This is a genomic window from Streptomyces sp. NPDC006923, from assembly GCF_040635655.1.
GTDB lineage: Bacteria > Actinomycetota > Actinomycetes > Streptomycetales > Streptomycetaceae > Streptomyces.
Genome location: NZ_JBEYIF010000008.1, coordinates 123,696 through 149,502 on the forward strand (window position 1 = coordinate 123,696; position 25,807 = coordinate 149,502).

Genomic DNA, 25,807 nt, shown 5'->3' on the forward strand with positions numbered 1-25,807 from the left:
GGGACCGGACCGGCGGCTGACGGCCGTCCGTCCGTTCCCACGGCACCCGGCCGACGCCCCGTACCCCCGTTTTTCCCGGCTGTTCAACGACACCGGCGCCGACGGCACACCACCCGTGCCCGCCCGCCGCCGCGCCGTCCACGCACGACCTCCGTCTCCTTACAGAGCCGTAGACCGAACGGAGAGCAACTTCCATGCAATCGCCTCGCCGCCGCCTCCGGGCGCCGGCCATGATCCTGACCGCTCTGCTGCCCGCGATCACCCTCGCGGGATGTGCGAACGAGCCCGATCCCAACACCATCACGGTGCTGAACTCGGCCACGGACACCCTTGAGCACGAAGCGCAGCAGAAGTACTTCGACCGGTGCGCCAAGCCCCTCGGAGTGAAGGTCGAGCAGACCAGCGTCCCCGCCAGCCAGGTGGTCTCCAAGGCACTCCGGATGGCCTCGTCCCACTCGCTGACGGACATCCTGGAACTGGACGGTTCCGAGCTGGCGCAGTTCGCCGACACCGGTGGCCTTGTCCCGCTGAAGACCGCGGGCGTGGATGTGTCCGGGATGTCCACCGGGGCCGTGAGCCTGGGCACCTTCAAGGGGACCCAGTACGGCATCGCCCGGTCGGTCAACTCGCTGGCCCTGATCTACAACACGGATCTGTTGCGGCAGGCCGGGGTCGAGCCGCCCACCACCTGGTACGAGCTCAAGGCGACGGCCGCGAAGCTCACCCGGGGCAGGACGTACGGGATGGCGTTCAGCGCCACGCCCGACGCGGACGGCGTCTACCAGTTCCTGCCGTTCTTCTGGTCGGGCGGCGGTGACGAGGCCCATCTCGACAACGGCAAGGGCGCCGCCGCACTCCAGCTCTGGAAGGACCTGATCGACAGCAAGTCCGCCTCCAGCGCCGCGGTCACCTGGACCCAGCAGGACGTCAACGACCAGTTCATCGCCGGGCGGGCCGCGATGATGATCAACGGCCCCTGGCAGGTCCCCGTCCTCAGTGAGCACAAGGATCTGCACTGGGCGGTCGCCTCCATACCGGTCCCCGTGGCCGGCAGGCCCCCGGTCCCACCGATCGGCGGCACCGTCATGGCCCTCCCCCGCACCGGGGACACCGGGCGGCAGGGAACCGCCGCGAAGATCCTCAACTGCCTCAACGAACAGCGGAACCAGGTCGCGTGGGGCGAGTCCGTCAACAACGTACCCACCCGTGCCACGGCCGCGGCCGCGTACAAGGCGGAGAACCCGAAGCTCGCCGCGTTCGCCGATGTGGTGGCCACAGCCCGTTCGCGCACCGCGCGCGTCGGCTCCCGGTGGCCGGTCGTCTCCGACGCCCTGTCCGGCGCCTTCCAGTCCGTTCTGACCGGCGGCTCCACACCCGAAGCAGCCCTGAAGCAGGCCCAGTCACGGGCCACGGCCGGCGAGTGAGGAGACCGACATGACTGTCACCGCCACCCTTCCGGCACCCTCCGGGGAAGCCACCGAGAGCCCCCGCCGGGCGCGCGGCCGGCGCGCTTCGCTGACACGCTGGTTCTTTGTCGCCCCCGCCGTCCTCTACATGCTGGCGTTCTTCGGCTATCCGCTCATACGCAATGTCGTGATGAGCTTCCAGCACTACACACCGCGCACCTTCTTCACCGGCGAGGCGCCCTTCAACGGCTTCGACAACTGGCGCGCGGTGTTCGACAATCCGCTGTTCACCAGCTCGCTCTGGCACACGCTGGTCTTCACACTCGGGTCCCTGCTGGGCCAGTTCGTCCTGGGACTGGCGCTCGCGGTGTTCTTCTCCCGCACGTTCCGGCTGTCCGGTCTCGCCCGGGCGGTCCTGCTGCTGCCGTGGCTCGTGCCCATGGTGGTCTCGGCCGTCGTCTGGCGAAAGCTCCTCGACCAGGACACCGGGGTGCTCAACACCCTGCTGATGAATCTGCACCTCGTCTCCTCCCCGGTGCCCTGGCTCAGCAGTCCGAGCGCGGCCCTGCTCTCCGCCGTCCTGGTCAACATCTGGGTCGGCATCCCGTTCAACATGGTGATCCTGTACGGCGGACTGCAGGAGATCCCGCGTGATCTGTACGAGGCCGCCTCGCTCGACGGCGCGGGGCCCTGGCGTACGTTCCGGAGCGTCACACTGCCGCTGCTGCGCCCGGTCATCACGGTGGTGCTGGTGCTCGGGTTCATGTCGACGGTGAAGATCCTCGACCTGATCCTCGCCCTGACCGGCGGCGGGCCCGCCGACTCCACCCAGACCCTCGGCACCGTCACCTACCAGCTCTCCTTCCAGCAGCTCGACTTCGGACAGGGCGCCGTGGTCGGCAACATCCTCATCCTCGTCAGCGCGGTGTTCGCCGTGTTCTACCTCCGGGCCAACCGGTCCGACTTCGGCCAGGGGAAGTGATCGCCATGTCCACCCGCAACCTGCGCCGGGGCGGCAACACCGTCATCGCTCTGATCATTCTGCTCGTCCTGCTCTTTCCGCTGTACTGGATGCTCAACATCGCCCTCCAGCCCGGCGAGAGCCTCGCCTCGACAAGCTGGCTGCCCACCTCGCCCGGCTGGGACAACTTCAGCCGTGCGCTGAGCAGTCAGGGCGGCTCGCTGGGAACCAGCCTGCTGGTCGCGCTCGGCGCTGTCGTGGTCTGTCTGGCGCTCGCCGCCCCGGCGGCGTACGGACTGGCCCAGCTCGGCCTGCACGGCAGCCGCACGATGGTCTTCGGCACGCTGATCACGCAGATGGTGCCCGGCATTGTCATCGCCAACGCCCTCTACAGCGCCTACGTCGATCTGGACCTGGTCAATTCCCTGCCGGGACTGATCCTGGCGGACGCCTCGCTCGGGCTGCCGTTCTCCATCGTCCTGCTGCGGGCGTTCATGGTGTCGATCCCGAAAGAGGTCGTGGAGGCGGCGATGGTCGACGGTGCGAACCGCTTCACCGCGTTCGTCCGGATCGTGCTGCCGATGAGCCGCAACGCCCTGATCACGGCGGGGCTGTTCACGTTCCTCTTCGCCTGGTCGGACTTCATGTTCGCGCTGACCCTCAACACCACGGACGACGTCAAACCGATCACTCTCAGCATGTACGAGTACATCGGCGCCCATGTCAGCGACTGGGGCGCGGTCATGGCGACCGCCGTCGTCTCCGCCATTCCCGCCGCGATCCTGCTGGTGCTGGCCCAGAAGTATGTCGCCGCCGGGATCACCGGCGGCTCCATCAAGTAGCCCGGCAGACCGCACAGACCCGCACATACCCGAGAGGGCCCGCACCACCATGAGCACCGTTTCCCCCGCCTCCTCAGCCTCCGCCGCCTTTCCGGCGTTTCCACCGGGCTTCACCTTCGGCACCGCGACCGCCAGTTACCAGATCGAGGGCGCGCACAACGAGGACGGCCGCGGTCCGTCCATCTGGGACACCTTCAGCCACACCCCGGGCCGCACCCTCGGCGGCGCCACGGGCGATGTCGCGTGCGACCACTACCACCGGTATCCGGAGGACGTGGAGCTGCTGCGCCGCCTCGGAGTCGACTCGTACCGCTTCTCCGTCGCCTGGCCCCGGATCCAGCCGGGGGGCACAGGCCCCGTCAACGAGAAGGGGCTGGACTTCTACGACCGGCTCACCGACTCGCTGCTCGCCGCGGGCGTCTCCCCCGCCGTCACCCTCTACCACTGGGATCTGCCACAGGCGCTGGAGGACCGCGGCGGCTGGCGCGTCCGGGAGACCGCCGAGCACTTCGCCGAGTACACCCGGGCCGTCGTGGCCCGCCTCGGTGACCGGGTCGGACGCTGGATCACCCTCAACGAGCCGTTCTGCACCGCCTTCGTCGGCTACGCGGAGGGCCGTCACGCACCGGGCGCCCGCGAGGGCACCCCCGCCCTGGCCGCCGCACACCATCTGCTGCTCGGCCACGGCCACGCGGTACGGGTGCTGCGCGAGGCGGGCGCCCGGGAGATCGGCATCACGCTGAATCTCGACCGGATCGAGGCGGCTGGCTCCGCCCCGGCGGACCTGGCCGCGCTGCGCCGGGCCGAGACACTGCACAACGACGTGTGGACGGAGCCGCTGTTCGCCGGGCGCTACCCGGCCGGGGAGGCCGAGACCTGGGGCGCCCTGGCCGACGGTTCGTACCGCCGGGACGGCGACCTCGATGTGATCGGCGCTCCGCTGGACTTCGTGGGCCTGAACTTCTACCGCCCGCTCACCGTCACCGCCGCGCCGCACGCCGAGGCCGATCCCGGCCGGCGCACCGCCACGGACATCGGGGTGGCCGAGACCGATCCGTACGGCACCCGGCACACCACCATGGGCTGGCCCGTCGTACCCAGGGCCTTCACGGACCTGCTCGTCGCTCTGCACACACGCTATCCGGGCCTGCCCCCGGTCCACATCACCGAGAACGGCTCCGCCGAGGCCGACACGGTCTCACCGGACGGGGCCGTGCACGACACGGAGCGGGTGAGCTATCTGCGCGACCACCTCCGGGCGCTGGCGGCGGCGATCGACGCGGGAGTGGATGTGCGCGGCTACTACGTGTGGTCGCTGCTCGACAACTTCGAATGGGCCCGCGGCTACGACCAGCGCTTCGGCATCGTGCGTGTCGACTACAACACCCTGGAACGCACGCCGAAGGACAGCTACCTCTGGTTCCGCGATCTGATCGCCGCCCACCGCGCACACGAGCAGGAGCACTGATGAAATTCACCGACGGCTACTGGCTGATGCGCCCGGGTGTCACCGCGCGCTACGCCGCCGCCGTGGCCGACGCCGTTGTCACCGACGACCGGATCACGCTCTACGCGCCGGTCAAGGAGATGGCGCAGCGGGGCGACACGCTCAACAGTCCCCTGCTGACCGTGGAGTGCTGGTCGCCCGCCGAGGGCGTGATCGGCGTGCGCACCACGCATCACGCCGGAGCCGTCCCCCGCCGGCCGGAGTTCGCGCTCACGTCCGGTCCGCGGGAAACGCGGGCCACGGTGTCCCGGGACGGCTCGACGATCGCGCTGACGTCCGGTGAGCTTTCCCTGAAGGTCGACACCACCGCCCCCTGGGCGCTGGACTTCTCCGCCGGCGGACAGCTCCTGACCTCCGTCGGCAAGCGCGGCACCGGCTTCGCCACCGACGCCGAGGACCGCCACTTCATGGTCGCGCAATTGCCGCTGGGCGTCGGCGAGGGCGTGTACGGGCTCGGCGAACGCTTCACGCCGTTCGTGAAGAACGGCCAGACCGTCGACATCTGGCAGGCGGACGGCGGGACGAGCAGCGAGCAGGCGTACAAGAACGTCCCGTTCCATCTCACCGACCGGGGCTACGGCGTCTTCGTCAACCATCCGGGCCGGGTGTCCTACGAGGTGGGCTCGGAGTCGGTCGGGCGCGTGCAGTTCAGCGTCGAGGACCAGTCCCTGGAGTACTTCATCATCCACGGCCCCACTCCGAAGGAGATCCTCGCCCGGTACACCGCGCTCACCGGCCGTCCCGCGCTGCCGCCGGACTGGTCCTTCGGTCTGTGGCTGTCCACCTCCTTCACCACGTCGTACGACGAGGCGACGGTGACACGGTTCGTGAAGGGCATGGCGGACGCGGAGATCCCGCTGAGCGTCTTCCACTTCGACTGTTTCTGGATGCGCGAGTACCAGTGGAGCGACTTCGTCTGGGACCCGGACGTGTTTCCGGACCCGGAGGGCATGCTCGCCCGGCTGAAGCGGCAGGGGCTGCGCGTCTGCGTCTGGATCAATCCGTACATCGCCCAGAAGTCACCGCTGTTCGCGGAGGGCATGGCCGGGGGATATCTGCTCAGGAAGCCGGACGGCGCCGTCTGGCAGTGGGACCAGTGGCAGGCCGGTATGGCGCTGGTCGACTTCACCAACCCCGCCGCGCGCGAGTGGTACGCGGGCAAGCTGCGTGTCCTGCTCGACCAGGGCGTGGACTGCTTCAAGACCGACTTCGGCGAGCGTGTGCCGGTCGATGTGACCTGGCACGACGGCTCCGACCCGGAGCGGATGCACAACTACTACACACAGCTCTACAACGAGACCGTCTTCGACCTGCTGCGGGAGGAACGCGGCGAGGGCGAGGCGGTCGTCTTCGCCCGGTCGGCGACGGCCGGCGGGCAGCGGCTGCCCGTGCACTGGGGCGGCGACTGCGAATCGTCGTTCGGGGCGATGGCCGAGTCCCTGCGCGGCGGGCTGTCGCTGGGGCTGTCCGGCTTCGGCTTCTGGAGCCATGACATCGGCGGCTTCGAAGGCACGCCGGCGCCGGCGGTCTTCAAGCGCTGGGTGCAGTTCGGCCTGCTGTCCTCGCACAGCAGGCTGCACGGCAGCAAGTCCTACCGGGTGCCCTGGGACTACGGCGACGAGGCGGTCGAGGTGACCCGCGCGTTCACCCGGCTCAAGCACCGGCTGATGCCGTATCTCTACGGTGCGGCGGTGCGGGCCAGGGACTTCGGCACACCGATGATGCGCGCCATGCTGCTGGAGTTCCCCGGCGATCCCGCCTGCCGGCCGCTCGACCGGCAGTACATGCTCGGCGGCGATCTGCTGGTGGCGCCGGTCTTCACCGAGGACGGCTCGGTCGAGTACTACGTGCCCGAGGGCACCTGGACCCATCTGCTCACCGGCGCGCGGGTGTCAGGACCCGGCTGGCGGCGTGAGACACACGGTTTCGACACCCTGCCGCTGCTGGCCCGGCCCGGCTCGGTCATTCCGTTCGGTGCCGTGAGCGACGGGCCCGGATATGACTGGGCGGACGGGGTGACCCTGCGCGTCCACGCCCCGGCGGAGGACTCGGAGACGGTCACGGCCATCCCCACCCGGGACGGCTCGGGCACCATGGCGGTCTTCACCACCCGGCGGACGGGCGAGGAGATCGTCGTCGAGACGGACAGCGAGCTGCCGTGGAAGGTGCTGCTCGTCGGGGCCACCGCCGAGGGGGACGGTGTCCAGGACCCGCTCGGCGCGCTGTACACCTGCGCGGCCGGGACACACCGGCTGACGGCCCGGTGGTCATGACCCCCGTCGGCAACGGAAACTGACCCCTCGTCAGTTCGGGAGCGGGCGGCACGCGCCGCCCGCTCCCGTACGCCCGCGCCGCCCGTTTCCGGCGGCTCCGGACGTGCTACGCCGCCTCCGTGGACGGTTCGAGCGCCTGCTTGATCTGGTCACGGACGAACTTGTCCAGGCCCTTGGTGCCGGTCTTCCACAGCATCTCCTCGACGCCTCCGGTGGGAAAGACGATGTTGCCGAACTTGCCCTTGATCATGCCGCGCACCGCGCCCCCGGTTCCGCCCATGAGGGCGTCCCGCCAGATCGACCCAGGACCGGTCTTCCCCTCTGCGGCCGAGATACCGGACTGGACGAGACCTGAGGTAAACCCCTTGGTGAAGTCCTTGACTCCCTCGTACAGGACGTATTCCCGCCATCCCTTCGCGCTGCCGAAGCCCTGCCGCCAAGCGTTCTTCTGCAGCGCGTAGCTCAGCTGACCGCTCAAAGGGACCTCGGTCCTGGCACGTTGTGCGGCCGCCGCCATGTCCTGCCATTCGGTGAGGTCGGCCTCGGCCACACGATGCTGCTCGGCGGCGCAGGCAAGGCGGAACGTGAGTTCCTCCTCCGAGCGCTGCGCGGCTGCCAGCGCGTCCTGGGAGCGTTCGTGCGTCCTGCCGAGGTCCGCCAGCTCTCGCTCCCTGGTCCCGCGCAGGGCTTTCGCTCCCGACAGCCCCTGCTCGGCCTCCCTGATCCAGTCCGGCAGGACGTTGGGGCTGTCCCGGTATATGTCGTGCGTCGCCTGCCACCGGGAGACCTCACCCTCGGCATCCGCCAAGCGGACGGCCGCGGACCTGACCTCCGTCTCCGAGGTGCGCACCACAGCCTCGGCATCCCGCCGGCTCTGCTTCGCCGCCTTCAGCGCCAGGTCCGTGCTGTTCCTGAGATCGGCAGCGGCGGCCAGCCCGGCCGTGAGCCGCTCCCCCGCCGCCGCGTCCACACCGAAGCCGAGGCCCAGGACCCGGGCGCGTGCCCTGCCCGCATCGTCGAGGAGGCTGGTGCCCGCACTGGCCGGCGCGGGCGGCCGGGTGGCGCGCACGGCGCCGCCCACCCCTGGTTTGACGCCCAGCGAGTTGACCGCGCCCTTGTACTGGTCACTGAACGACCTGAACAACGGCAGGCCGTCCGGCCCTCGTTTGACCTGGCCCGCGCCCGTCAGCAGCTTCTTCACACCGCTGCCCTCCAGCGCTCCCATCACCCCGCCCACGCCGAGACTGATTCCCGCGCTGGTGAACAACTGACCGGGGTCGAGCGGCTTGTGGAGAATCGCGTTGGTCGTGGTGTTGGCCATCAGGTCGATGGCGAAGTCCCGGCCGCCGTCGACCAGCAGACGGCCGTAGCCGAAGCTGAAGCCCTCCCCCCGGAAGGTGAGCTTGCCGGCCTGTTCGAGCGCCGCCTGCACCCTGGACAGCGACCGGACCAGGGTGGACAGAAACCGGACCAGCAGGCCGACCACCCGGCCGGCGGTCTGCACCAGCAGCAGGAGTTGCGCCTCTGCCACGGCCAGCAGCAACGGGAAGACCGTGGCCGCCGCGATGAAGGCAAGCGTCGCAGCGATCTGGATCAGCAGTTGCTTGATGATCTCCAGTACCTGCGCATGCCGGCCGGCGTGTTCCTGTTGTGCCTGGGCCGCTTGCGCGGAAGCCTCGACGGCCTGCGCACCGGACTCGGCGAGCGTCCTGACCTGGTCGAGGAAGATGGTGGCCGAGTCGTCCTGCCAGTACTCGGGGGCCTCGGACGCCAGGGTTTCGAGCCGTTCCCGGTGCTCCTGAAGCCGGGCGGACAGCTCGTCCCACCCGCCGGCATACTGCTGCTGCACGGCCGGCCGGCCGCCGGGATTGAGGAAACCGAAGGAACCCGGCGTATCTTCCTGGCCCATCGCTCAGAAGTCCGCGAGCTGCGGCACCGGGCCACGAACAGAGCGGGGGGCGTCCGCGATGGCTTCCAGCGCGGACCGCTGGGCGTTCCGGTAGGCACGCGCCGACGAGGCCAGCGCGTCGGCCTGGGCATGTAGCTGGGCGATCCGCTCGCTGAGATAGCCGTGCATCGATCCCACACTCGCCTGGTGCTGTTCCGCTGCCCGCTGTGACTCCGCCAGGACGCCGTAGGTCTCGTCACCGGGGCCGCCACACTGCTCCGTGAAGCGGTCGGCGTGCGCCTGCAGCTCCACTGCGGCGCGGCGCAGTTCCTGCCCGATCCTGTCCAGCGCGTCCGGATCGACCTTTATCGACTCGGCCACTCGCTGTCTCCCCACTGCCCCGATCCCCTTGGCTTGCAGGGCCATGCTAAGCGGGCTGACCTGGGCAGACCTGGTAAATCGTCCACAGTTGGCGAGGCGTTTCCGGAGTTGTCACCTGGGACACCCCAGGGACAGCGGGTTGCCACCCGCCGCCCGCGCCGCCCCTCCCCCGCTCACCAAACGGCGGCACTCAGCGAGCCGTGGCGGCGCCCCGTCCGGCCGAACGCAACGCCAGTGCCGCCAGCGCCTCGGGCGCGCCCGCCTGCCCGCGCACGCCGGGAAAGGCGTTGATGTCCACGATCAGCGGTACGCCGTCGCCCGCGTCGATCAGGTCCACTCCGTACACGTCCAGCGCGAAGACGGACCCCACCCGGCGCACCAGCTCCAGCCAGCCGCCGGGCAGATCGCCGAGCGCCAGTGGCAGCGTCGGTCCCCGGCCGCCGGCCGCCAGCTCGGAGCGGCGCAGGGCGCAGAAGACCTGATCCGCGATCACCCACAGTTTGTGGTCCCAGCCGCTGTTCGCCGTGAACGGCTGCACCACCACCGGCTCGTCCGGCCATGCCTCGGCCAGGGCACGCAGCCGCCCGGCGTCGTCGACCCGGGCGACAAGGTCGTCCCGCCTGCTGTGTCTGCTCTTGACCACGAACGGGAAGAGGGGCTCCGTCTCCGCCGTGAGCCGCCGGAGCTCCGGCACGGTACGGGTGCACGCGAACGGCAGCCCGGCGGAGCGCGCCAGCGCGGCCATCGCGGTCCTGTCCTGGCACAGTCCGGTCGCCGCCGCCGAGTTCACCACCGGAGCGCCGCGCTCCTCCAGCGACCGGGCCAGCGCCAGCGAGCGCGGTGTCCGCGCCTTCAGCAGATAGACATCGGCGAGCGCGCCGGGTGGGACCAGGTCCTCCGGCGGGCCGCCGGCCGCGTCCGGGGCCAGCGACTCCACCTGGTGGCGGGGCGTCAGCAGCGCGGCGGTGGCGGCCAGCAGCGGATGGCCGGGCCTGGGTGTGATCAGGCAGATCCTCATCTGCCGTCACCGGCCGCCGCGGGAATCTGCGCGGGGACCCGCAGCGGTTCCGGCGGAGGCGCCGCGGGCTCCGTGCCGCCCGTACGGGCCAGCTCCAGGACGGCCCGCGCCACCCGGGCCGCCGCGTCCGGCACCTGCCGGAAGCTCGGGAAGTCGTTCACATCGACGACCACGGGACCGTCCGGACCGAGCAGCACATCGACCCCGTACAGATCCAGCCCGTAGACGGCACCGACCTCGGCGGCGATCCCGGCCACCTCGGCGGAGAGCGGCACGGGCCGCTCCCGCGTCGGCCGGTCCGGATGGAGCGGTGAGTTCCGCTCCGTGGCGTACAACTCGCCGCCGACGCAGTAGACCTTGAGGTCCAGTCCCGAGTTCGGCACGTACGACTGGGCTATCAGCATCCCCTCCCCCGCGAGTTCGGGCCCCAGCTCGGCCAGCCGGTCCGGTGACGGCACCAGCCGCACCGCCCGCCCCGAGCTGCCGTCGGCCGGCTTGACCACCAGGGGGAACTCCGCGTCCGGTATCTCCGCCAAGGACTCGGGGCGGGCCGCCGCGTAGGTCAGCGGCACCGGCAGCCCCCGGCTGCGGCCGATCGCCGCCGCCAGCGCCTTGTCCCGTACGCCACGGATCGACCGGGCGTCGTTGACGGTGGTCAGGCCGACCGAGGCGGCGGCCTCCAGAAGCGCCAGCCCTGGGCCGCCGGACACCGTCTTGAGCACCCAGGCGTCATGACTGCCCGCCCGTATCTCCTCGGACACCCGTATCAGCGAGCTGCCGGGCCGGACCACGTCCACCAGGTGGCCCCAGGCGGTGAGCCTGCTGATCACCTCTACGGGCATGCCGTCGTAGCGGTACTGCTCCTCCACCAGAAAGCAGAGTCTCATCGACCTTCCCCGTAACTCCGGACGCCCGAGGCGCTGTCCGGCGAGCTGTGACACCTCAGCGGTCATGATCCGCCCATCCGACAAGTGTCCCGCTACCGACCCCCCGTCAACTGCTCTGCCGAGAGCGACGACCGGGCCGGGCGGGCCGGTTGCGGTGGAGAGGGTTCCGGGCGGTTCGTCAGGTGCGGCCGTAGCGGATCGTGTGGTCGGCGAACTCCAGCGCCATGTCATTGGTCACGGTGGGGCGGGTCCGGCGGATGGTACGGAGATAGTCCTCCGTGGTGGGGGTGTCCTGCTCACCACTGTCCAGGGTGCGCTCGAAGACAGCCTGGGCGACCGTGCGGGCGGCCTGCTTGATGTCGGCGGGGGTGAAGCCGTCGCTGGCGTCGGCGAGGACGGCAGTGTCCGCCTCGGCCCCGGCCTTGGCTATGTAACTGGTCCACAGGGCGTTGCGGGCCTCGTGGTCGGGCGGGCCGACGGGCAGGACGTAGTCGAAGCGGCCGTGGCGCAGAAACGCCGGGTCGAGGGCGGCGACCGAGTTGGTGGCGCAGATGAGAAGCCTGCCGCCGCGGTCGCGGAACCGCACGATCGATTTGAGGAGTTCGTTGACCACGCCGACGGAGACCGGGTCGGCGAGATTGCGGGTGCCGGCGACCTCTTCGACCTCGTCGATGAAGACGAGCACATGCTCCAGTTGCGCGATCTCCTCGAAGCGGCGGCCCAGTCCGTTCGCCAGGCCGTCCTCCAGCGCGATCCGGGACGGGAAGAGCTCGACGAACGGCCAGCCGAGCCGGCTGGCCACCGCCTTGGCGAAGGTGCTTTTGCCGGTGCCCGGCGGACCGAACAGCACGACCGCCTGGGGCGGTTCCACACCGTGCCGGTCCGCCAGCTCCGGATTGGCCAGGGGCAGCACCAGGCGCCGCTCGATGAGCTGCTTCTCGTCGGCCATCCCCGTGAGCTGGTCCCAGAGCCCGGCCGCGGGCACCATCGCCCCGAGCGAGGACAGGACCGCGTTGTCCTGGGCGGTCACCGACCGTGCCTTCTCGAAATAGGTGAGTCCCCGGTGCGGGTGGAAGCCGGAGTTGCCGAGCGCGGTGGCACCCGGCTCGTCCTCGTGCTGCACCGCGGCCACCGTCTTGGCCCCGGCGCTCAGCAGGCGGTGTTCCAGCGCGGAGAGCAGCGCGGTACCCAGGCCGAGGTTGCGCCAGGCCGGATGCAGTCCGATACGGAGCACCCAGGCCCGGTCGCCGTCGACGCGGCCGACCGCCGCGCCCACCAGATGGCCGTCCGCGATCGCCACCACGCTGGGGTGCTGCGCCTGGAGCGCGGCGACGACCTCGGAGAGGCGGAAGACGGCGGGCCGGTCGCCCGTGGTGCTCTCGGTGTCCAGCCGCACCACCGCTTCCAGATCGTCCGGGGCGAAATCACGTACGTGCCACACGGCCATGGCCCAGCCTCACGTTGCTTACTCGGCGCTTCCATGATGGGGCAGGCCCGGCCGGGTCGCCTGTTCAGGTGAAAGCGCCGCCCCCGGGCCCTGTCCGGCCGTTCCCGCCCGGCCCCGGGCGGGAACGTGATGTGCCGGCCGGGCCCTGGGTGGTCAGCCGGCGTTGTCGCAGTTCAGCGCCGCCAGGTCGACCGCGTCGGCCATCGCCTGCATGCCCTTGTCATTGGGATGCACATGGTCGCCGCCGTCGAAGACGGGCAGCATGCGCTCCTGGTCGTACGGGCTGCGCACAAGCTTGTCGAAGTCGGTAACGGCGTCGAACTCACCGCTGTCGCGGATGAAGTCGTTCACGCCCCGGCGTACGGCCTCGCCTTCCGGGTCCCATTCGGACCAGCCCTTGTAGGGCATCACGGTCGCGCCGACCACGCATTTCCCCGCCGCGTGCGCGCGGGCGACGATCTCCCGGTAGTCGGCGATCAGATCGTCCACCGTGACACCGGTGTGCGCCTTGATGTCGTTGATGCCCTCGAACAGGAACACCGTACGGACCCCGGGCTGGGAGAGCACATCGCGCTGGAGGCGGTTCAGGGCGCTCTGCCCGGCGCCGTCCGCCAGCACCTTGTTGCCCGAGATCCCCTCGTTGGCGACCCCCTTGACGCCCGTCCCGCTCGCGCCCTGGAGCCGTCGTGCGAGGTAGTCGGGCCACCGGCGGTTCTTGTCGGTGCTGGACTGCCAGCCGTCGGTGATGGAGTCGCCCAGGGTGACCACGGCGCCCGTGGCGGCCGGTGTCTCCACACTGACCGCGTCGAGGTAGTACCAGGAGCTGGTCCGGTCGGTCCAGCTCGCGGCTCCCTCCTCGGCCGCGTGGTCGCCCGCGGTCGCGTAGGACGTCTGCATGGCCAGGCCGTGGCCGGTCGTCGGGCCGGCCGAGTCGGCCACATGGAAGCTGACGACCAGATCGCTCTGGGCCGCCAGCCGTCCGGACAGCGGATCGCTCGTCACGGCGGCGCCCGGCGCGACCGTGACCGACCGCGCGCCGCCGAAGGTCAGCGGACGGTTGCTGCCGCGGACCAGCTCCGCGCCCTGCTTCCGCAGTCCGGCGTGGACGCTGTCGAAGGTCACCGGGTGGTCACCGAACGCGTTGCTCAGCCGGACGCGGGCGTTGGCGCCGCCGACGCTGGTACGGACGACCATCCGGTAGCTGCGGTCGGTGGGCCCCTCGCCCTGGCGGTCGGCGCTCGCGCCCCAGGTGACCACCTGGTGCGCCCGTGGCGGCGCCGCGGGCCCGGACGTCTGTGCCTGTGCCACTGTCGTGGCCGGCGCGCACAGCGTGATCAGCAGCGCGCCCGCCACACCGGCCGCCGCGCCTCCGGAGCGCCACCGGCGGAGCCCTCTCACGCCAGGTCCCGCAGGGTGACCGAGCCGCCCGGCTTGAGGCTGATCTTCCGGGTGGTGCCTCCGAAGGACACCGTAGTGGTGCGCCCGCCGACACTGCGCAGCCGCGCCTCGGTGACCTTTCCGGCCCGCCAGCTCAGGTCGACGACAAATCCGCCGCGTACCCCGACACCGGCGATCGCTCCGGCGCGGGCCCAGGCCCCGGGCAGCGCCGGCAGCAGTTCGACATGGCCCGGCCGGGAGTAGACGAGCATCTCGACCATCGCCGCCGCGGTGCCGAAGTTGGACTCGATCTGGAAGATCCCGCGGCCCTTCTCGACCTCGTAGATGTCGAAGAGGTTCATCGCGGAGCCGTTGGTGCCGCCGACGGACGGCCGCAGGTTCCGTACGACGAGTTCGTACGCCTTGTCCGCGTTCTTCAGCCGGGCCCAGCACAGGCTCCGCCAGGCGTTCGCCCAGCCGAAGCTGTCCATGCCGCGCGCGGTCAGCAGCGCGGTGGCGCCGTCGACGATCTCCTTCGGAGTGGACTCGTCGGGACGGACACGGTCGCCGGGGAAGAGGCCGATCAGCGGCGAGAGATGCCGGTGGGTGGTCTCGCCGAGGTTGTCCGGCGACATCCACTCCTCCAGCCAGCCCGACGTCGGGCTCACCCGGGGGAGGTACAGGCGCTCTCTGAGCGCGTCCACGGTCCTGCCGTGGGCGGTGTCCCTGCCCAGCACCGTGCACGCGGTCCGGTAGTTGGCGAAGAGCGCCCAGACCAGTTCCTGCGCGTAGGTCATCCCCTTCGCGTCCTGCGGGCCGTGCTCGGGCGACCAGTCGCTGTCGTCGATGAGCACCTCGCGGGACTCGCCGGTCGCCGGGTCGGTCACGGTCGTGGTGATCAGCCGTGCCTCCCAGAACTCGACGGCTCCCTTGAGCAGCGGGTGGATCCTGGCGAGATACGCCTTGTCCTGGGTGTATTCGTAGTGCTCGAAGAGGGTGTTGGCCAGCCAGGCATTGCCCGCGGGGTGCCACCACCAGCCGCTGCCGCCATGGACATTGGTGGAGAACGCGACGGCCCAGCCCGCCACCTTCCCGGTGGAGTTCCGGAAGCGGTTGCGCGGATCCTGGAAGAGGTCGCGGGTGAGCTTGGTCCAGGAGGGAAATTGCGCCAGGCAGTACTCGGCGTAGGCGTCGAAGCTGCCGGAGAGGCCCGCCCGGTCGGCCATCCAGTAGTTCATCTGGATGTTGATGTCGGTGTGGTAGTCGCCCATCCAGTCCGGGTCGTTGCCGTCCAGCCACAGCCCCTGGAGGTTGAGGGGCAGGCTGTCCCGGGATCCGGCGATCATCAGATACCGGCCGAACTGGAGGTACGCGGCTTCGAGTTCGGGGTCGGCCTCGCCGTCCGTGTAGCGCGCCCGGAGCCGCTCCCAGGTGTCGAGACCACGCTGGTACGAGGACGATTCGCCGAGGGTGAGAGCGAACTGCTCGTAGAGTTTCCGGTGATCGGCCACATGCGTGTGCAGCAGCGAGGTGGCGGAGTGGCGGGCGGCGGCGAGGACCTTGGTCCTGGCGAGCCGCTGGGGGTCGAGCGCGGGGTCGCGGTAGCCGGCGGTCTCGTCGGGCGCGTAGTTGGTGCCGCCGCTGACGACGACCGTGAGTTCCCGGCAGCCGCTGAAGGAGATGGCCGAGCCGTCGACCCGCACCGTGCCGGTGGCACTGTGGGCCGTCACCGCGGCGCCGTAGCGCAGCCCGCCGTCCGGGAAGGCGGCGCCGAACGAGGCGTAACCGTGCCGGGGATCAGCCGTGGTGGTCTCGTTGTGCGTGCCGGCCAGCGAGACGGTGCCGGTGTAACGTCCGCCGCCCCGCTGGGAGAAGTGCAGGACGATCGCGTCGTCGGGGTGGCTGGCGAAGATCTGCCGCTCGTAGGTGACACCGCCGACGCGGTACGAGGAACTGACCACGCCCTGGCTGATGTCGAGGTCGCGGCGGTAGTCGGAGACCGCCGACAGGTCGTGGTCCGGGATCTCGACGGTGAGGCGCGCGAGCAGGGTGAAGGAGCCGAAGTTCTCCCGGGCGTAGGGGAACTGGCCGTCCGCGTCGAGTTCGCCGTTGAGCCCACCGGTCCACATGGTGGCGTCGGTGATCAGAAGCAGTTCGCGCGCGGGGTCGTTGCCGGTGAGGGCGCCGAGGCGGCCGTTGCCCACCGGCAGGCCCTGCTCGATCATCGTGGTGTCGCCGGCCGGCGCCTGGTACCAGAAGCGGGTCGTCGTGGATGCGGACAGCATCGGGGAGGCGGCGGGCCGCCGCGGCGGCGCGGAGGCGGCGAAGGCGGGCAGCCCGCCGAGCGCGGTGAAGGTGCCCGCCGCGGTGGCGAGGGAGAGTATGTCCCGGCGGCTCGGCCGGCGTGCGGATGAAGCGGTGTGCTGGTCGTCCACGGAGCACTCCATTCCGGAGGGCCGGTGCGGGGCCCGGGATGTCAGGGCCCCGCACCGGTGTTCAGGAGGGTTCGGAAGAGATTCAGGAACGGGTCAGAGCCGCGGCACGGCGATCCGGTCGATGTCCGGGGCGTAGTCGTCACCGCTGTCGACAGTGATGGTGTTGGCGCCCGCCTTGAGCGTCACCGGCACACCGACGGTCTCGACGGTCCCCCAGTCCGCGGTGGCCGGGAACGTGAGCGCGGTGGGACCGCCGCCGTTGGCGGAGATCTTCGCCGGGCGCGCGTCACCGCTGATGTACGACACGTCGATCACATAGCGGCCGGCCTTCTTCACCACGATGTCGTTGAACTGGACCTTGCCGCCCTGGTAGAGGTTGCCGGCCTTCTTGCCGCCCGAGCACCCGCCGCAGTCGCTCAGCGCGGCGTTGCCGCTGAGCGTGTTGGCCGGGGACTCCGCCTCGTACGCCGTCCGCTGGAAGGCGGTGCCGCGCGGGGTGACGGTGAACAGGCGCGAGCCGTGGGCCGGCAGGGCCTGCGTCACCTTGTCCTGGTAGGTGCCGAGGTCTTCCTTGTTCCAGAGGTCGCGGACGCCGGCGCGGCCGGTGAAGCCGAGGGACTGCCAGTCGGCGGTCACGGCGGCGGGGCTGTCGGCGAGGTTGAACAGGGCCACGGTGTAGGTGCCGTCGGCGTTCTTGGTCGTCCAGACCTGCTGGTCGCCGGTGGCGGTCACCGGACGGGCGGGCGGCGCGCTGCCCTGGTTGATCGCGATGACATCGCGGTTGGTCAGCAGCGAGACACCGTAGTCGTCGAGGCGGGTGAGGTCGTCACCGGTGTAGAGAGGCGACTTGGCGATGGCCCACAGCGTCATATAGCTCTGCCGCTCGGCCTTGGTCAGGCCGTCCATCTCGCCGTTGCCGACATCGATGGAGTCGAGGTCGTTCCAGCCGCCGGGACCGGCGTGCCGGGTCCACTTGGGCGTGTCGTCCCACCGGTCGTCGACGGAGTTCTCCCACGACACCAGGGTGTTGCAGTAGCACTCGACGTCGGTGTCGATCCGCCAGCCATTGGAGTACTTCTTCCAGTCCTCGGCGTGGCCGATGTCCAGCGCCCAGGAGATTTCGAGGTGGATCGGGCGGCCCGCGGTGGCGATGGCCTTCTGCCAGGCGGCGACGTCGGCGACATTGTTGTAATTGTCACCGTTCCCGCCGCCCTTGCCCGAGCCCGGTCCCACGCCGTCCAGCTTGAGGAAGTCATAGCCCCAGTCGGCGAACATCCGCGCCTGTGAGTCGACGTACTTCTGCGCGCAGGGACGGGAGAAGTCGAGCTTGTACGCGCTGTCCCAGCCGTTGGTGGTGCGCAGGTCGGGATAGACGATGTCGGCGGTGGTGCAGTCGGGGGCGTCGAAGACCGGGACCTTGCCCTCGCCGTACGCCTCCTTCTCCAGACCGACCGGCAGATAGATACCGGCCTTGAGACCCTTGGCGTGGATGTCGTCCGCGACCGGCTTCATCCCGCGCGGGAAGCGGCCGGGGTCGGGCGCCTGCCGGGCGTACGCGTCGAACTCCGGCTTCCACGCCAGGTCACGCCACCAGCCGGCGTCTATGTTGACGTATTCGTAGCCGTACTTCTTGAGCTTGGACGCCAGCGCGGCGGTCTGCTTGAGCACGTTCTTCTCGGTCAGATAGCTGTAGTCGCCGTCCGGGTTGAGGCCCGGATACTTCGAGGACTGCATGCTCCAGCTCGTCCAGCCCATGTACGGCTTCGAGGCGGGGGCCGGTGCCTTGGCGGGGGCGGGCGCGGTGGCGGCCGTGGGGGTGGCCGTGGGGGTGGCCGCCACCGCGGTGGGGACGACGGTGGTGAGACCGGCGGCGAGAGCGAGGACAAGAACGGCTCTGAGGGGGTGCGAGGGTGACCGCATGGGTCGGGACCTCCTGTTGTCGGAGCATGGACGTGCACGGGGCGTTGCGGTGGTGCGAGGGGACGGCGGTACGGCCCTGACAGCCGGACGGCCGCGGGCTCAGCCCTTGCCGGAACCGATGGTCAGCCCGCTGATGAACTGGCGCTGGAGCGCGAAGTACACCAGCAGCGTCGGGATCGCGGTCATGAGCGCGCCGGCCGCGATGAGGTTGGGGTTGGTGAAGTACTGGCCCTGGAGGTTGGCGAGCGCCGAGGTGATCGGGCGTTTGTCACCGGTCTCGATCAGGGCCAGGGACCAGAAGAAGTCGTTGTAGATCCAGATCGATTCGAGGGTCGCGAGCGCCGCGAAGGCGGGCCGGCACAGCGGGAGCACGATCTGGAAGAACTGGCGCCACACGGGGGCGCCGTCGACCAGCGCCGCCTCGGAGATCTCCTTGGGGATCGTCCGCATGTAGTTGCTGAGCACGAAGGTGCAGAAGCCGCACTGGTAGGCGATGTGGATGGCGATGATGCCCCACATCGAGTTGTAGAGAAGGAACGAGTCGCTCATCCATCCCGGCAGCGGGATCAGCAGGTAGAGCCGGTACAGCGGGGTGATGAGCACCTGGGCCGGCAATAGATTGCCCGCGGTGAAGAGCATCAGCAGGACGACGTTCCAGCGGAAGTCGAAGCGCGATACGAAGAAGGCCACGGCGGCCGAGAACAGCAGGGTGCCGAGGACGGCCGGAATGGTGATGAGGACGGAGTTCCAGAAGAAGTGCGGCATCCCGGATCCGGACCAGGCGTCCGAGAAGTTCTCCAGGCTGAGGCCGCGCGGCCACGAGAGGTAGCCGTTCCTGCTGGTGTCCGAGTACGGGCGCAGCGAGGTGTAGACCGCCCAGAGCAGCGGGACGAGCCAGAGCAGGGCGACGCCGCCGAGCAGCAGGTGCCGGCCGGCCTGGCTCTTCGGGCGTGAGGGGCCGCCGCCCTCGGGTGGTACGCGGCGGACGCGTGAGGCGGCGGCCGGCGGTGTGACGGTCGCGGTCACTGGTCCTCCTTGCGGAAGTTCTGGACGAGGAAGGTCCCGATGGCGGCCAGCGAGACGACGAGGAGGACGACCGCGAGGGCGGAGCCGTAACCGATGTGGCTGGTCTCGCCGATGATGTTGTCGGTGATCAGGAGGGAGAGGAGTTCCATGCCGGGTTTGCTGCCGACGCCGCCGCCGAGCACATAGACGATGTCGAAGGCCCGCAGCGACTCCATGACGGTCACGACCAGGATGATGATGTTGACCGGTTTGAGCGCGGGGAAGACCACGCGCAGGAAGGTCTGGCGTCCGTTGGCGCCGTCCAGCGCCGCCGCCTCCTTCAGGGCCGGGTCGAAGCCCTTCAGGCCGGCCAGGTACAGGATCATGATGTAGCCGGTGTGCCGCCAGGCCGAGGCGACCAGCACGGCCCAGAGGTTGAGGTCGGGATCGCCCAGCCAGTCGATGTGGTGACCGGGCGCCACCGCGTTCAGGGCTCCGTTGAGAAGTCCGTTGTCGGGGTTGTAGATGATCTCCCAGATGAAGCCGACGACCGCCAGCGAGAGCACCATGGGCAGGAAGATCGCGGTCTGGTAGATCCTGGTGAAGCGGATCTTCCGGTCGAGCTGGTAGGCGAGGAAGATGCCGAACGGGGTCGGCAGCAGCGCCGTGAAGAGCAGCCACACCACGTTGTGCCGGACGGCCGGCCAGAACGGCGGGTAGTTGGTGAGGATCTCGCGGTAGTTGTCCAGTCCGGTCCAGTGGATGTCGGACAGGTAGATGCCGTCCCAGCTCGTGAAGGACAGCCCGATGGAGGCCAGGGCCGGCAGCCAGACGAAGACCAGCAGGGCGAGGAGCGGAATCCCGACGATGACCGTGAGGAAGAGGCGGTCACCACGGCCGAGCCGACGGGGCCGCGGGACGCGCGACGTGGAGGGCGCTGCGGAGCGCACGGAGGACATGGTGAACCTTCCCGGTCCTGATCAGGCCGTGAAGAAGCGTGAGCGCTGGGACTCGATCTTCTTCAGCAGGGCCGCGCCGTCGTCGGGGTGGCCCAGCCACTGGGTCAGTCCCGGCAGCACGACGGTGGAGATGAAGCCCGGGTCGCTGTCGCGGTCGCCGAACTGGGTGATGTGCTTGGCCGACGCGATGAGTTCGGCGGACTTCTTCTGGAGGGCGTTGTAGGAGCTGGTGTCGGCCTGGGAGTTGACCGCCACATTGCTCGGGTCGACACCCATGTACAGGTTCTCGGCCTTGGCGCCGGCGAGGTACTCCAGCAGGCGGTTGGCGCCGTCCGGGTTCTTCGGCCTGCGGCTGAGCATGAAGCCGTCGGTGGGCGCCTCCACGGTGTCCTGGCCCTGGGCGGGGTCGATCTCCGGGAAGGCGAAGAAGTCGATGTCGTCACGGAGCGCGTCGTCGGTGATCTGCTGGCCGAGGAAGAGACCGATGACCGCCATGCCCGACTTCTTGTCGAACAGTGACTGCGCGGCGTCCTGCCAGGAACGGCCGCCGGCGCCCTGCTGGTAGTACGGGCTCAGCTCGCGCCAGAGGTCGAGTGTCGCGGTGGTGCGCCGGTCGGTCCAGGAGACCTCGCCGCGCATCAGCGACATGTGGAAGTCGTAGCCGTTGGCACGGAGGTTGAGATAGTCGAAGGCGCCGAGGATGCTCCAGCTGTCGCCGCCGCCGTACCCGGAGGCGATCGGCGACAGGCCGTCCTTCTTCATCCGCTTGGCCAGCGCGGTGAACTCGCTCCAGGTGCGCGGTGTCTCGTAGCCGCGCTCCTTGAACAGGCTCTTGCGGTAGAAGACGGCCCACGGATAGTTGTACAGCGGGACGAAGTAGTACTTCCCGTCCTCGCCCCGGGAGAGCTGCTTGGCCGCCTCGCTGAAGCCGGAGCCTATTTTCTCCCACACGTCGTCGACGGGGTGGGCCAGGCCCTTCTTGGCGAAGTACTGCATGCGGTAGCCGGCGAACCAGGTGAAGACGTCGTCCGGGGTGCCCTGGAGGTAGTTGGAGATGCTCTTCTGGAAGGTGTCGTGGTCGACGGTGTTGGTCTTCACCTTGAGGCCGGTGTCCTGGGTGAAGCCCTTGGTCACCGCGGCGTAGGCGGCCTTGGGTGTGGCGTCGGCGCCGTTCGACCCGAAGGTCACCGTCTTCGGATCGCCGGACGGGCCTCCCCCGCACGCGGCGAGGGCGGGTGCGGCCAGCGCGGCGGCACCGAGTCCGAACAGTCCGTTGACGACCTTTCTGCGGCTGGGTCCGCCCATGGGCGGGAAGGTGCGGCTCTGCGGCGTCATCGCTACTCCTAATACGTGTCTGTTCCGATGAACGACTGGATCGAGGTGGCCGCGGCCCCGCGCGCCCATTCCTCGAAGGGCAGCGGACGTGTCATCACGTCGCACTGCGCTGCGGTACCGAAGGCGGAGGCGGCGAACGCGTCGCGGATCTGCTCGGCGAACAGGTCGTACGCCGCCAGGCCCTCGCCGGAGATGATCACCCGCTGCGGTCCGAGGACATTGACCACCGCGCCGATGGCACGGCCGATCGCCTCCCCGGCCCGCGCGTACGCCTCCTTGGCACCGGGATCGCCCCGGTGCGCGAGCTCCAGGGCCCCCGCCGGGTCGGCGACCGGCAGACCGGTCACCTCCCGGACCCGGCGGACGATGGCCGAGTCGCCGGCGATCGCCTCCACACAGCCGGTGTTGCCGCAGTGGCACGGCGGCCCCAGCGGGTCGATGGGCAGATGCCCGATCTCACCGGCCACGCCGTGCGCGCCGGAGACCACCCGTCCGTGGACCACCAGCCCGCAGCCGATGCCCGCGCCCACCGTCACCAGGGCGAAGTCGGACAGCCCCACCCCGGCCCCGAACCACTGCTCGGCGACAGTCAGCGCGCGGACATCGTTGTCGACGGTGACCGGCAACCCGGTCACCGTCGCGGCCAGTTCGGCGAGCGGGACGTCACGCCAGTCCAGGAACGGCGAGTAACGCACCACCCCGGCCGCGCGGTCCACATCGCCGGAGACGGCGAGGCCGAGTCCGCGGACCTGGACGCCGAAGCCGTCCGCCTCCGTGAGCAGTTCCTGCGCCAGGCCGGTGATCGAGGCGAGCACGGGCCCGGGGCGGCGGTCCGTCAGCGGCAGATGGCGTGCCACCCGGACCCGGCAGCAGAGATCGGTCAGGACGGCGATGATCTCGTCGCCGGTCACCTTGACCCCGATGAACAGGGCCCGGCCGCCGTCGACCCGTACCAGGTTGGCGGGGCGGCCGAGGGCGGGGCGCGCGTCCTCGGCCACGCCTTCGATCAGGTATCCGGCCTCCATCAGCGGGCGTACGGCCTTGGTGACCGCGGCCGAGGAGAGCACGGTCCGCCGGGCTATCTCCAGCCGGGTGAGGGGGCCGTGGGACAGCACGGTGGTGAAGACCAGGGAAGCGGCCGGTGTGGCAACCGGGACAGCTTCGGCACGAGGGGTCGAGCGCATGGCCGAAACGTAGGGGGTGTTCTTTTCCGCTGTCAATGAAAGAAGCAGACTCCTTTCGAAATGCCAACTGGACCGAGCCAAGGCTTGCAAATAAGCGATACCGCACCGGTATTGACAGGTGATCGAAGGAAGGGTTGGCTGCCGACTGCTCCCGTGGCGCTACCCGAACATGAGGATCCATGCCCCTGATCTCCTTCGCCCCGGACTCCGGGGTCTGGCTGCTCTCCACTCCCCGCACGTCGTACGCGCTACGGATCGACGGAACGGGAGCGCCCTGCCATCTCGCCTGGGGCCCCCGGCTGACGCTCGCGGAGGCCGGGGACCTCGCCACTCCCCCGGTCCCGGCGGACAGCAGTTTCGAGGGAAGACCCCCGAGCGGGGAGGAACTGCCCGTCGACGGCGGGACCCGCTACGGACCTCCCTCACTCCAGGTGCGGTTCGCCGACGGCACCCGGGCCTTCGAGTGGGAGGCCACCGGTCATCGCGTCCTGGAAGCGGCGCCGGGAGAGAGCGAGCTGGTCCTGGAGTTCCGTGACCGCCACTACGCCCTGGCCGTCGCGCTCCACTACCGTGTGCATGACGACTGCGATGTCATCGAGCGCTGGACCGTCCTGCACAACACCGGTGACGAGACCGTGGTCCTCCAGCGCGCCGACTCCGCGGCCTGGACCCTTCCGCCCAGGGACGACTACCGGCTCAGTCATGTGACGGGGCAGTGGGCCGCGGAGTCCCAACTGCACCGGGAACGGCTGGCGTTCGGTGAGACGGTCCTCACCAGCCGGCGGGGCGTCACCAGCCATCACGCGAACCCCTGGGTGATGCTGGACGCGGGCGACGCGACGGAGGACCACGGCCAGGTGTGGAGCGCCGCCCTGGCCTGGAGCGGGAGCTGGCGTGTCACGGTGCAGCGCACCCCCGACGGTCGCGCGGGGCTCACCGGCGGAGCCGGACACGAGGGGACGGCCCTGCCGCTCGCACCGGGCGAGGAGTTCACCGCCCCGCGCTTCGCCGGTCTCCACACCGACGGTGGTTTCGGAGCCGCGAGCCGTGCCTGGCACGCCCATGTGCTGGCCCATGTGCTGCCGCACCCCGAGGAGGTGCGGCCGGTGCTCTACAACTCCTGGGAGGCGACCGGCTTCGATGTCGACGAGGCCGGCCAGAAGGCCCTCGCGGGCCGCGCGGCGGCGCTCGGCGTGGAGCTGTACGTCATGGACGACGGCTGGTTCGGCGCGCGCCGCAGCGACCGGGCCGGTCTCGGCGACTGGTCGCCCTCCCCGGACCGCTTTCCCGACGGCCTCGCCCCGCTCGTGCGCGAGGTGCACCGGCTCGGCATGCGCTTCGGCCTGTGGGTGGAGCCCGAGATGGTCAACCCGGACAGCGATCTGTACCGGCTGCACCCGGACTGGGTGCTCCATTTCCCCCACCGCGCCCGCACCGAGCTGCGCAACCAGCTCGTCCTCAACTTCGCCCGGCACGACGTCGCGGACTGGGCGTACGGCTGGCTGACCCGGCTGGTGGCCGATCACGGCATCGACTTCCTGAAGTGGGACATGAACCGCGCGTTCAGCGAAGCCGGCTGGCCGGACCGGCCGGACGGCGCGGACCGGCTGTGGACGGAGTACACGCGCAATCTCTACGCGGTCATCGACCGGCTGCGCGCCGACCATCCCGGGCTGCGGATCGAGACATGCAGCGGCGGTGGCGGCCGGGTGGATCTGGGCATCCTGTCCCGCACCGACCAGGCGTGGGCCTCGGACAACACCGACGCGGCGGACCGCGTCTCCATCCAGCACGGCTACGGTCAGATCTATCCGGCCCGGACCATGGCGGCCTGGGTGACCGACGTGCCCAATCAGTTCACCGCCCGGTCGGTGCCGCTGCGCTTCCGGTTCCATGTCGCGATGGCCGGGGTGCTGGGCATCGGGGGCGACCTCGGCCGCTGGACGGACGGCGAACTCGCGGAGGGCGCGGCCCTGGTGGCCGAGTACAAGCGGGTGCGTCATCTCGTACAGCACGGTGTCCTGCACCGGCCGCGCGGTCCGGTCGACGACGGCCCCACCGCGGTGCAGTACACCGCGCCGGACCGGAGCGAGGCCCTGCTGCTGGTCTGGCGGCGCGCGCCCCGTCGTGGACGCCCGCACCTCCCGCTGAGGCTGGCCGGCCTCGATCCCGACGCCCGTTATCGCGACGCCCGGACAGGGACCGTCCATCACGCGAAGGTGCTGACCGGGTACGGGCTGATGACCGAGCTGCCCCCCGGCGACTGGTCGAGCACCGCCGTACACCTGGTCCGGGAGCCGGAGGCGCACCCGCATGCCTGATCTCTCCTACCTCGCCGCCGTCCGGGAGTCGTACGACACCGTCGCCTCCGACTACGTCGAACGGGTCAAGTCTCCGGCGGAGCTGGACCCGCTGTCACGAGGGATGCTGAACGTCTTCGCGGAGATGGCGCGAACGGCCGGCCTCGGGCCCGTCGCCGACCTGGGATGCGGGCCCGGCAGAGTCACGGCCTACCTCGCCGAGCGGCACGTGCCCGCGTTCGGCATGGACCTGTCGCCCGCCATGGTCGAGCTGGCCCGCGGCGCTCACCCGGATCTGCGTTTCGGCGTCGGCTCGATGACCTCGCTCCCGATCGGGGACGACACGCTCGGCGGCATCCTCGCGTACTACTCCACCCACCACACCCCACCGGCGTTGCTGCCCATGGTGTTCGGTGAGTTCCACCGCACTCTCGCGCCGGGCGCCTGTCTGATGCTGGCCGGCCATGCGGGGAGCGGCCAGCACCTGCGTCCCAGCAAGGCATACGGGGGCCATCCGGTGTCGTACGAGTCCTACCTGCTGCCGCCCGACCGGATTGCCGACCTCCTGAAGCAGGCCGGGCTCGTCCTCACCGCACGTCTGGTGGAGGAACCCGGCGAAAAGGCCGAGAGGACTTTCGCCACCTTTCTTGCCCGTAAGCCCGAACGGCCATGAGGGTGTCCG

General features: G+C 70.1%; 19 protein-coding genes. 7 read left to right on the forward strand and 12 right to left on the reverse strand.

The features are described 5' to 3' along the window. Positions 1–194: 194 nt before the first annotated feature. Genes ABZ707_RS18050 through yicI form a run of 5 tightly spaced genes read left to right on the forward strand, consistent with a single transcriptional unit; the run spans position 195 to position 6,989 of the window. Complete coding sequence (locus tag ABZ707_RS18050) at positions 195–1,424, forward strand: sugar ABC transporter substrate-binding protein (protein WP_360175226.1); 1,230 nt, start codon at positions 195–197, stop codon at positions 1,422–1,424. 10 nt (positions 1,425–1,434) lie between these two features. Next, positions 1,435–2,388 (forward strand): sugar ABC transporter permease, encoded by a 954-nt coding sequence (locus tag ABZ707_RS18055; RefSeq protein WP_360175229.1) that lies wholly within the window; start codon positions 1,435–1,437, stop codon positions 2,386–2,388. A 5-nt stretch (positions 2,389–2,393) separates the two neighbouring features. After that, positions 2,394–3,209 (forward strand): carbohydrate ABC transporter permease, encoded by an 816-nt coding sequence (locus ABZ707_RS18060; RefSeq protein WP_360175232.1) that lies wholly within the window; start codon positions 2,394–2,396, stop codon positions 3,207–3,209. 49 nt (positions 3,210–3,258) lie between these two features. After that, positions 3,259–4,677: a GH1 family beta-glucosidase gene (locus tag ABZ707_RS18065; RefSeq protein WP_360175235.1), complete on the forward strand. Its 1,419-nt coding sequence runs from the start codon at positions 3,259–3,261 to the stop codon at positions 4,675–4,677. Continuing rightward, positions 4,677–6,989, forward strand: a complete 2,313-nt coding sequence (yicI, locus tag ABZ707_RS18070; RefSeq protein ID WP_360175238.1) for an alpha-xylosidase — start codon at positions 4,677–4,679, stop codon at positions 6,987–6,989. The genes ABZ707_RS18065 and yicI overlap by 1 nt, the downstream gene beginning before the upstream one ends. A gap of 106 nt (positions 6,990–7,095) precedes the next feature. Here the strand turns inward: yicI and ABZ707_RS18075 are convergent, their stop codons facing one another. The 12 genes from ABZ707_RS18075 to ABZ707_RS18130 all read right to left on the reverse strand — a co-directional run bounded on the left by ABZ707_RS18075 (position 7,096) and on the right by ABZ707_RS18130 (position 22,825). After that, positions 7,096–8,898, reverse strand: coding sequence for a hypothetical protein (locus ABZ707_RS18075; RefSeq protein ID WP_360175241.1), 1,803 nt, complete (start codon positions 8,896–8,898; stop codon positions 7,096–7,098). 3 nt (positions 8,899–8,901) lie between these two features. Then, positions 8,902–9,258 carry a hypothetical protein gene (locus ABZ707_RS18080; protein ID WP_360175244.1) on the reverse strand — a complete coding sequence of 119 codons (357 nt, stop codon included), beginning with the start codon at positions 9,256–9,258 and terminating at the stop codon, positions 8,902–8,904. 190 nt (positions 9,259–9,448) lie between these two features. Then, positions 9,449–10,276 (reverse strand): alpha-L-glutamate ligase, encoded by an 828-nt coding sequence (locus ABZ707_RS18085; protein WP_360175247.1) that lies wholly within the window; start codon positions 10,274–10,276, stop codon positions 9,449–9,451. Next, entirely contained in the window at positions 10,273–11,163 is an 891-nt protein-coding gene (locus ABZ707_RS18090) for a hypothetical protein (protein ID WP_360175250.1), read from the reverse strand. Before ABZ707_RS18090 ends, ABZ707_RS18085 begins: the two co-directional genes overlap by 4 nt. Before the next feature lie 178 nt (positions 11,164–11,341). After that, complete coding sequence (locus tag ABZ707_RS18095) at positions 11,342–12,610, reverse strand: GNAT family N-acetyltransferase (RefSeq protein WP_360175253.1); 1,269 nt, start codon at positions 12,608–12,610, stop codon at positions 11,342–11,344. Positions 12,611–12,763: 153 nt separating this feature from the next. Continuing rightward, positions 12,764–13,918, reverse strand: coding sequence for an SGNH/GDSL hydrolase family protein (locus ABZ707_RS18100; RefSeq protein WP_360175998.1), 1,155 nt, complete (start codon positions 13,916–13,918; stop codon positions 12,764–12,766). 86 nt (positions 13,919–14,004) lie between these two features. Beyond that, positions 14,005–16,422 (reverse strand): glycoside hydrolase N-terminal domain-containing protein, encoded by a 2,418-nt coding sequence (locus ABZ707_RS18105; RefSeq protein WP_360175256.1) that lies wholly within the window; start codon positions 16,420–16,422, stop codon positions 14,005–14,007. 93 nt (positions 16,423–16,515) lie between these two features. Beyond that, positions 16,516–18,342, reverse strand: coding sequence for a carbohydrate-binding protein (locus tag ABZ707_RS18110; protein WP_360175259.1), 1,827 nt, complete (start codon positions 18,340–18,342; stop codon positions 16,516–16,518). Positions 18,343–18,441: 99 nt separating this feature from the next. Further along, the gene (locus tag ABZ707_RS18115) at positions 18,442–19,368 is read right to left on the reverse strand and encodes a carbohydrate ABC transporter permease (RefSeq protein WP_360175262.1); all 927 of its coding nucleotides are present in this window, start codon (positions 19,366–19,368) and stop codon (positions 18,442–18,444) included. Next, positions 19,365–20,306 carry a sugar ABC transporter permease gene (locus ABZ707_RS18120; protein ID WP_360175265.1) on the reverse strand — a complete coding sequence of 314 codons (942 nt, stop codon included), beginning with the start codon at positions 20,304–20,306 and terminating at the stop codon, positions 19,365–19,367. The genes ABZ707_RS18115 and ABZ707_RS18120 overlap by 4 nt, the downstream gene beginning before the upstream one ends. Before the next feature lie 21 nt (positions 20,307–20,327). Then, a complete protein-coding gene (locus ABZ707_RS18125) occupies positions 20,328–21,641 on the reverse strand; it encodes an ABC transporter substrate-binding protein (RefSeq protein WP_360175268.1) in 1,314 nt (437 codons plus the stop codon). A gap of 8 nt (positions 21,642–21,649) precedes the next feature. After that, positions 21,650–22,825: an ROK family transcriptional regulator gene (locus ABZ707_RS18130; RefSeq protein WP_360175271.1), complete on the reverse strand. Its 1,176-nt coding sequence runs from the start codon at positions 22,823–22,825 to the stop codon at positions 21,650–21,652. Positions 22,826–23,004: 179 nt separating this feature from the next. Between ABZ707_RS18130 and ABZ707_RS18135 the strand changes: the two genes are divergently transcribed. Together ABZ707_RS18135 and ABZ707_RS18140 are read left to right on the forward strand one after the other, a co-directional pair. Next, positions 23,005–25,146 carry an alpha-galactosidase gene (locus ABZ707_RS18135; protein ID WP_360175274.1) on the forward strand — a complete coding sequence of 714 codons (2,142 nt, stop codon included), beginning with the start codon at positions 23,005–23,007 and terminating at the stop codon, positions 25,144–25,146. Beyond that, positions 25,139–25,798, forward strand: a complete 660-nt coding sequence (locus tag ABZ707_RS18140) for a class I SAM-dependent methyltransferase (RefSeq protein WP_360175277.1) — start codon at positions 25,139–25,141, stop codon at positions 25,796–25,798. Before ABZ707_RS18135 ends, ABZ707_RS18140 begins: the two co-directional genes overlap by 8 nt. Positions 25,799–25,807: the final 9 nt, after the last annotated feature.

Excerpts from the sequence above, each read along its gene's own strand:
- ABZ707_RS18060 (WP_360175232.1), top strand. The coding sequence starts at position 2,394 with ATGTCCACCCGCAACCTGCGCCGGGGCGGCAACACCGTCATCGCTCTG.
- ABZ707_RS18135 (WP_360175274.1), top strand. The coding sequence starts at position 23,005 with ATGCCCCTGATCTCCTTCGCCCCGGACTCCGGGGTCTGGCTGCTCTCC.
- ABZ707_RS18065 (WP_360175235.1), top strand. The coding sequence starts at position 3,259 with ATGAGCACCGTTTCCCCCGCCTCCTCAGCCTCCGCCGCCTTTCCGGCG.
- ABZ707_RS18140 (WP_360175277.1), top strand. The coding sequence starts at position 25,139 with ATGCCTGATCTCTCCTACCTCGCCGCCGTCCGGGAGTCGTACGACACC.
- ABZ707_RS18095 (WP_360175253.1), bottom strand. The coding sequence starts at position 12,610 with ATGGCCGTGTGGCACGTACGTGATTTCGCCCCGGACGATCTGGAAGCG.
- yicI (WP_360175238.1), top strand. The coding sequence starts at position 4,677 with ATGAAATTCACCGACGGCTACTGGCTGATGCGCCCGGGTGTCACCGCG.
- ABZ707_RS18110 (WP_360175259.1), bottom strand. The coding sequence starts at position 18,342 with ATGCGGTCACCCTCGCACCCCCTCAGAGCCGTTCTTGTCCTCGCTCTC.
- ABZ707_RS18075 (WP_360175241.1), bottom strand. The coding sequence starts at position 8,898 with ATGGGCCAGGAAGATACGCCGGGTTCCTTCGGTTTCCTCAATCCCGGC.
- ABZ707_RS18085 (WP_360175247.1), bottom strand. The coding sequence starts at position 10,276 with ATGAGGATCTGCCTGATCACACCCAGGCCCGGCCATCCGCTGCTGGCC.
- ABZ707_RS18130 (WP_360175271.1), bottom strand. The coding sequence starts at position 22,825 with ATGCGCTCGACCCCTCGTGCCGAAGCTGTCCCGGTTGCCACACCGGCC.
- ABZ707_RS18120 (WP_360175265.1), bottom strand. The coding sequence starts at position 20,306 with ATGTCCTCCGTGCGCTCCGCAGCGCCCTCCACGTCGCGCGTCCCGCGG.
- ABZ707_RS18050 (WP_360175226.1), top strand. The coding sequence starts at position 195 with ATGCAATCGCCTCGCCGCCGCCTCCGGGCGCCGGCCATGATCCTGACC.
- ABZ707_RS18125 (WP_360175268.1), bottom strand. The coding sequence starts at position 21,641 with ATGACGCCGCAGAGCCGCACCTTCCCGCCCATGGGCGGACCCAGCCGC.
- ABZ707_RS18090 (WP_360175250.1), bottom strand. The coding sequence starts at position 11,163 with ATGAGACTCTGCTTTCTGGTGGAGGAGCAGTACCGCTACGACGGCATG.
- ABZ707_RS18055 (WP_360175229.1), top strand. The coding sequence starts at position 1,435 with ATGACTGTCACCGCCACCCTTCCGGCACCCTCCGGGGAAGCCACCGAG.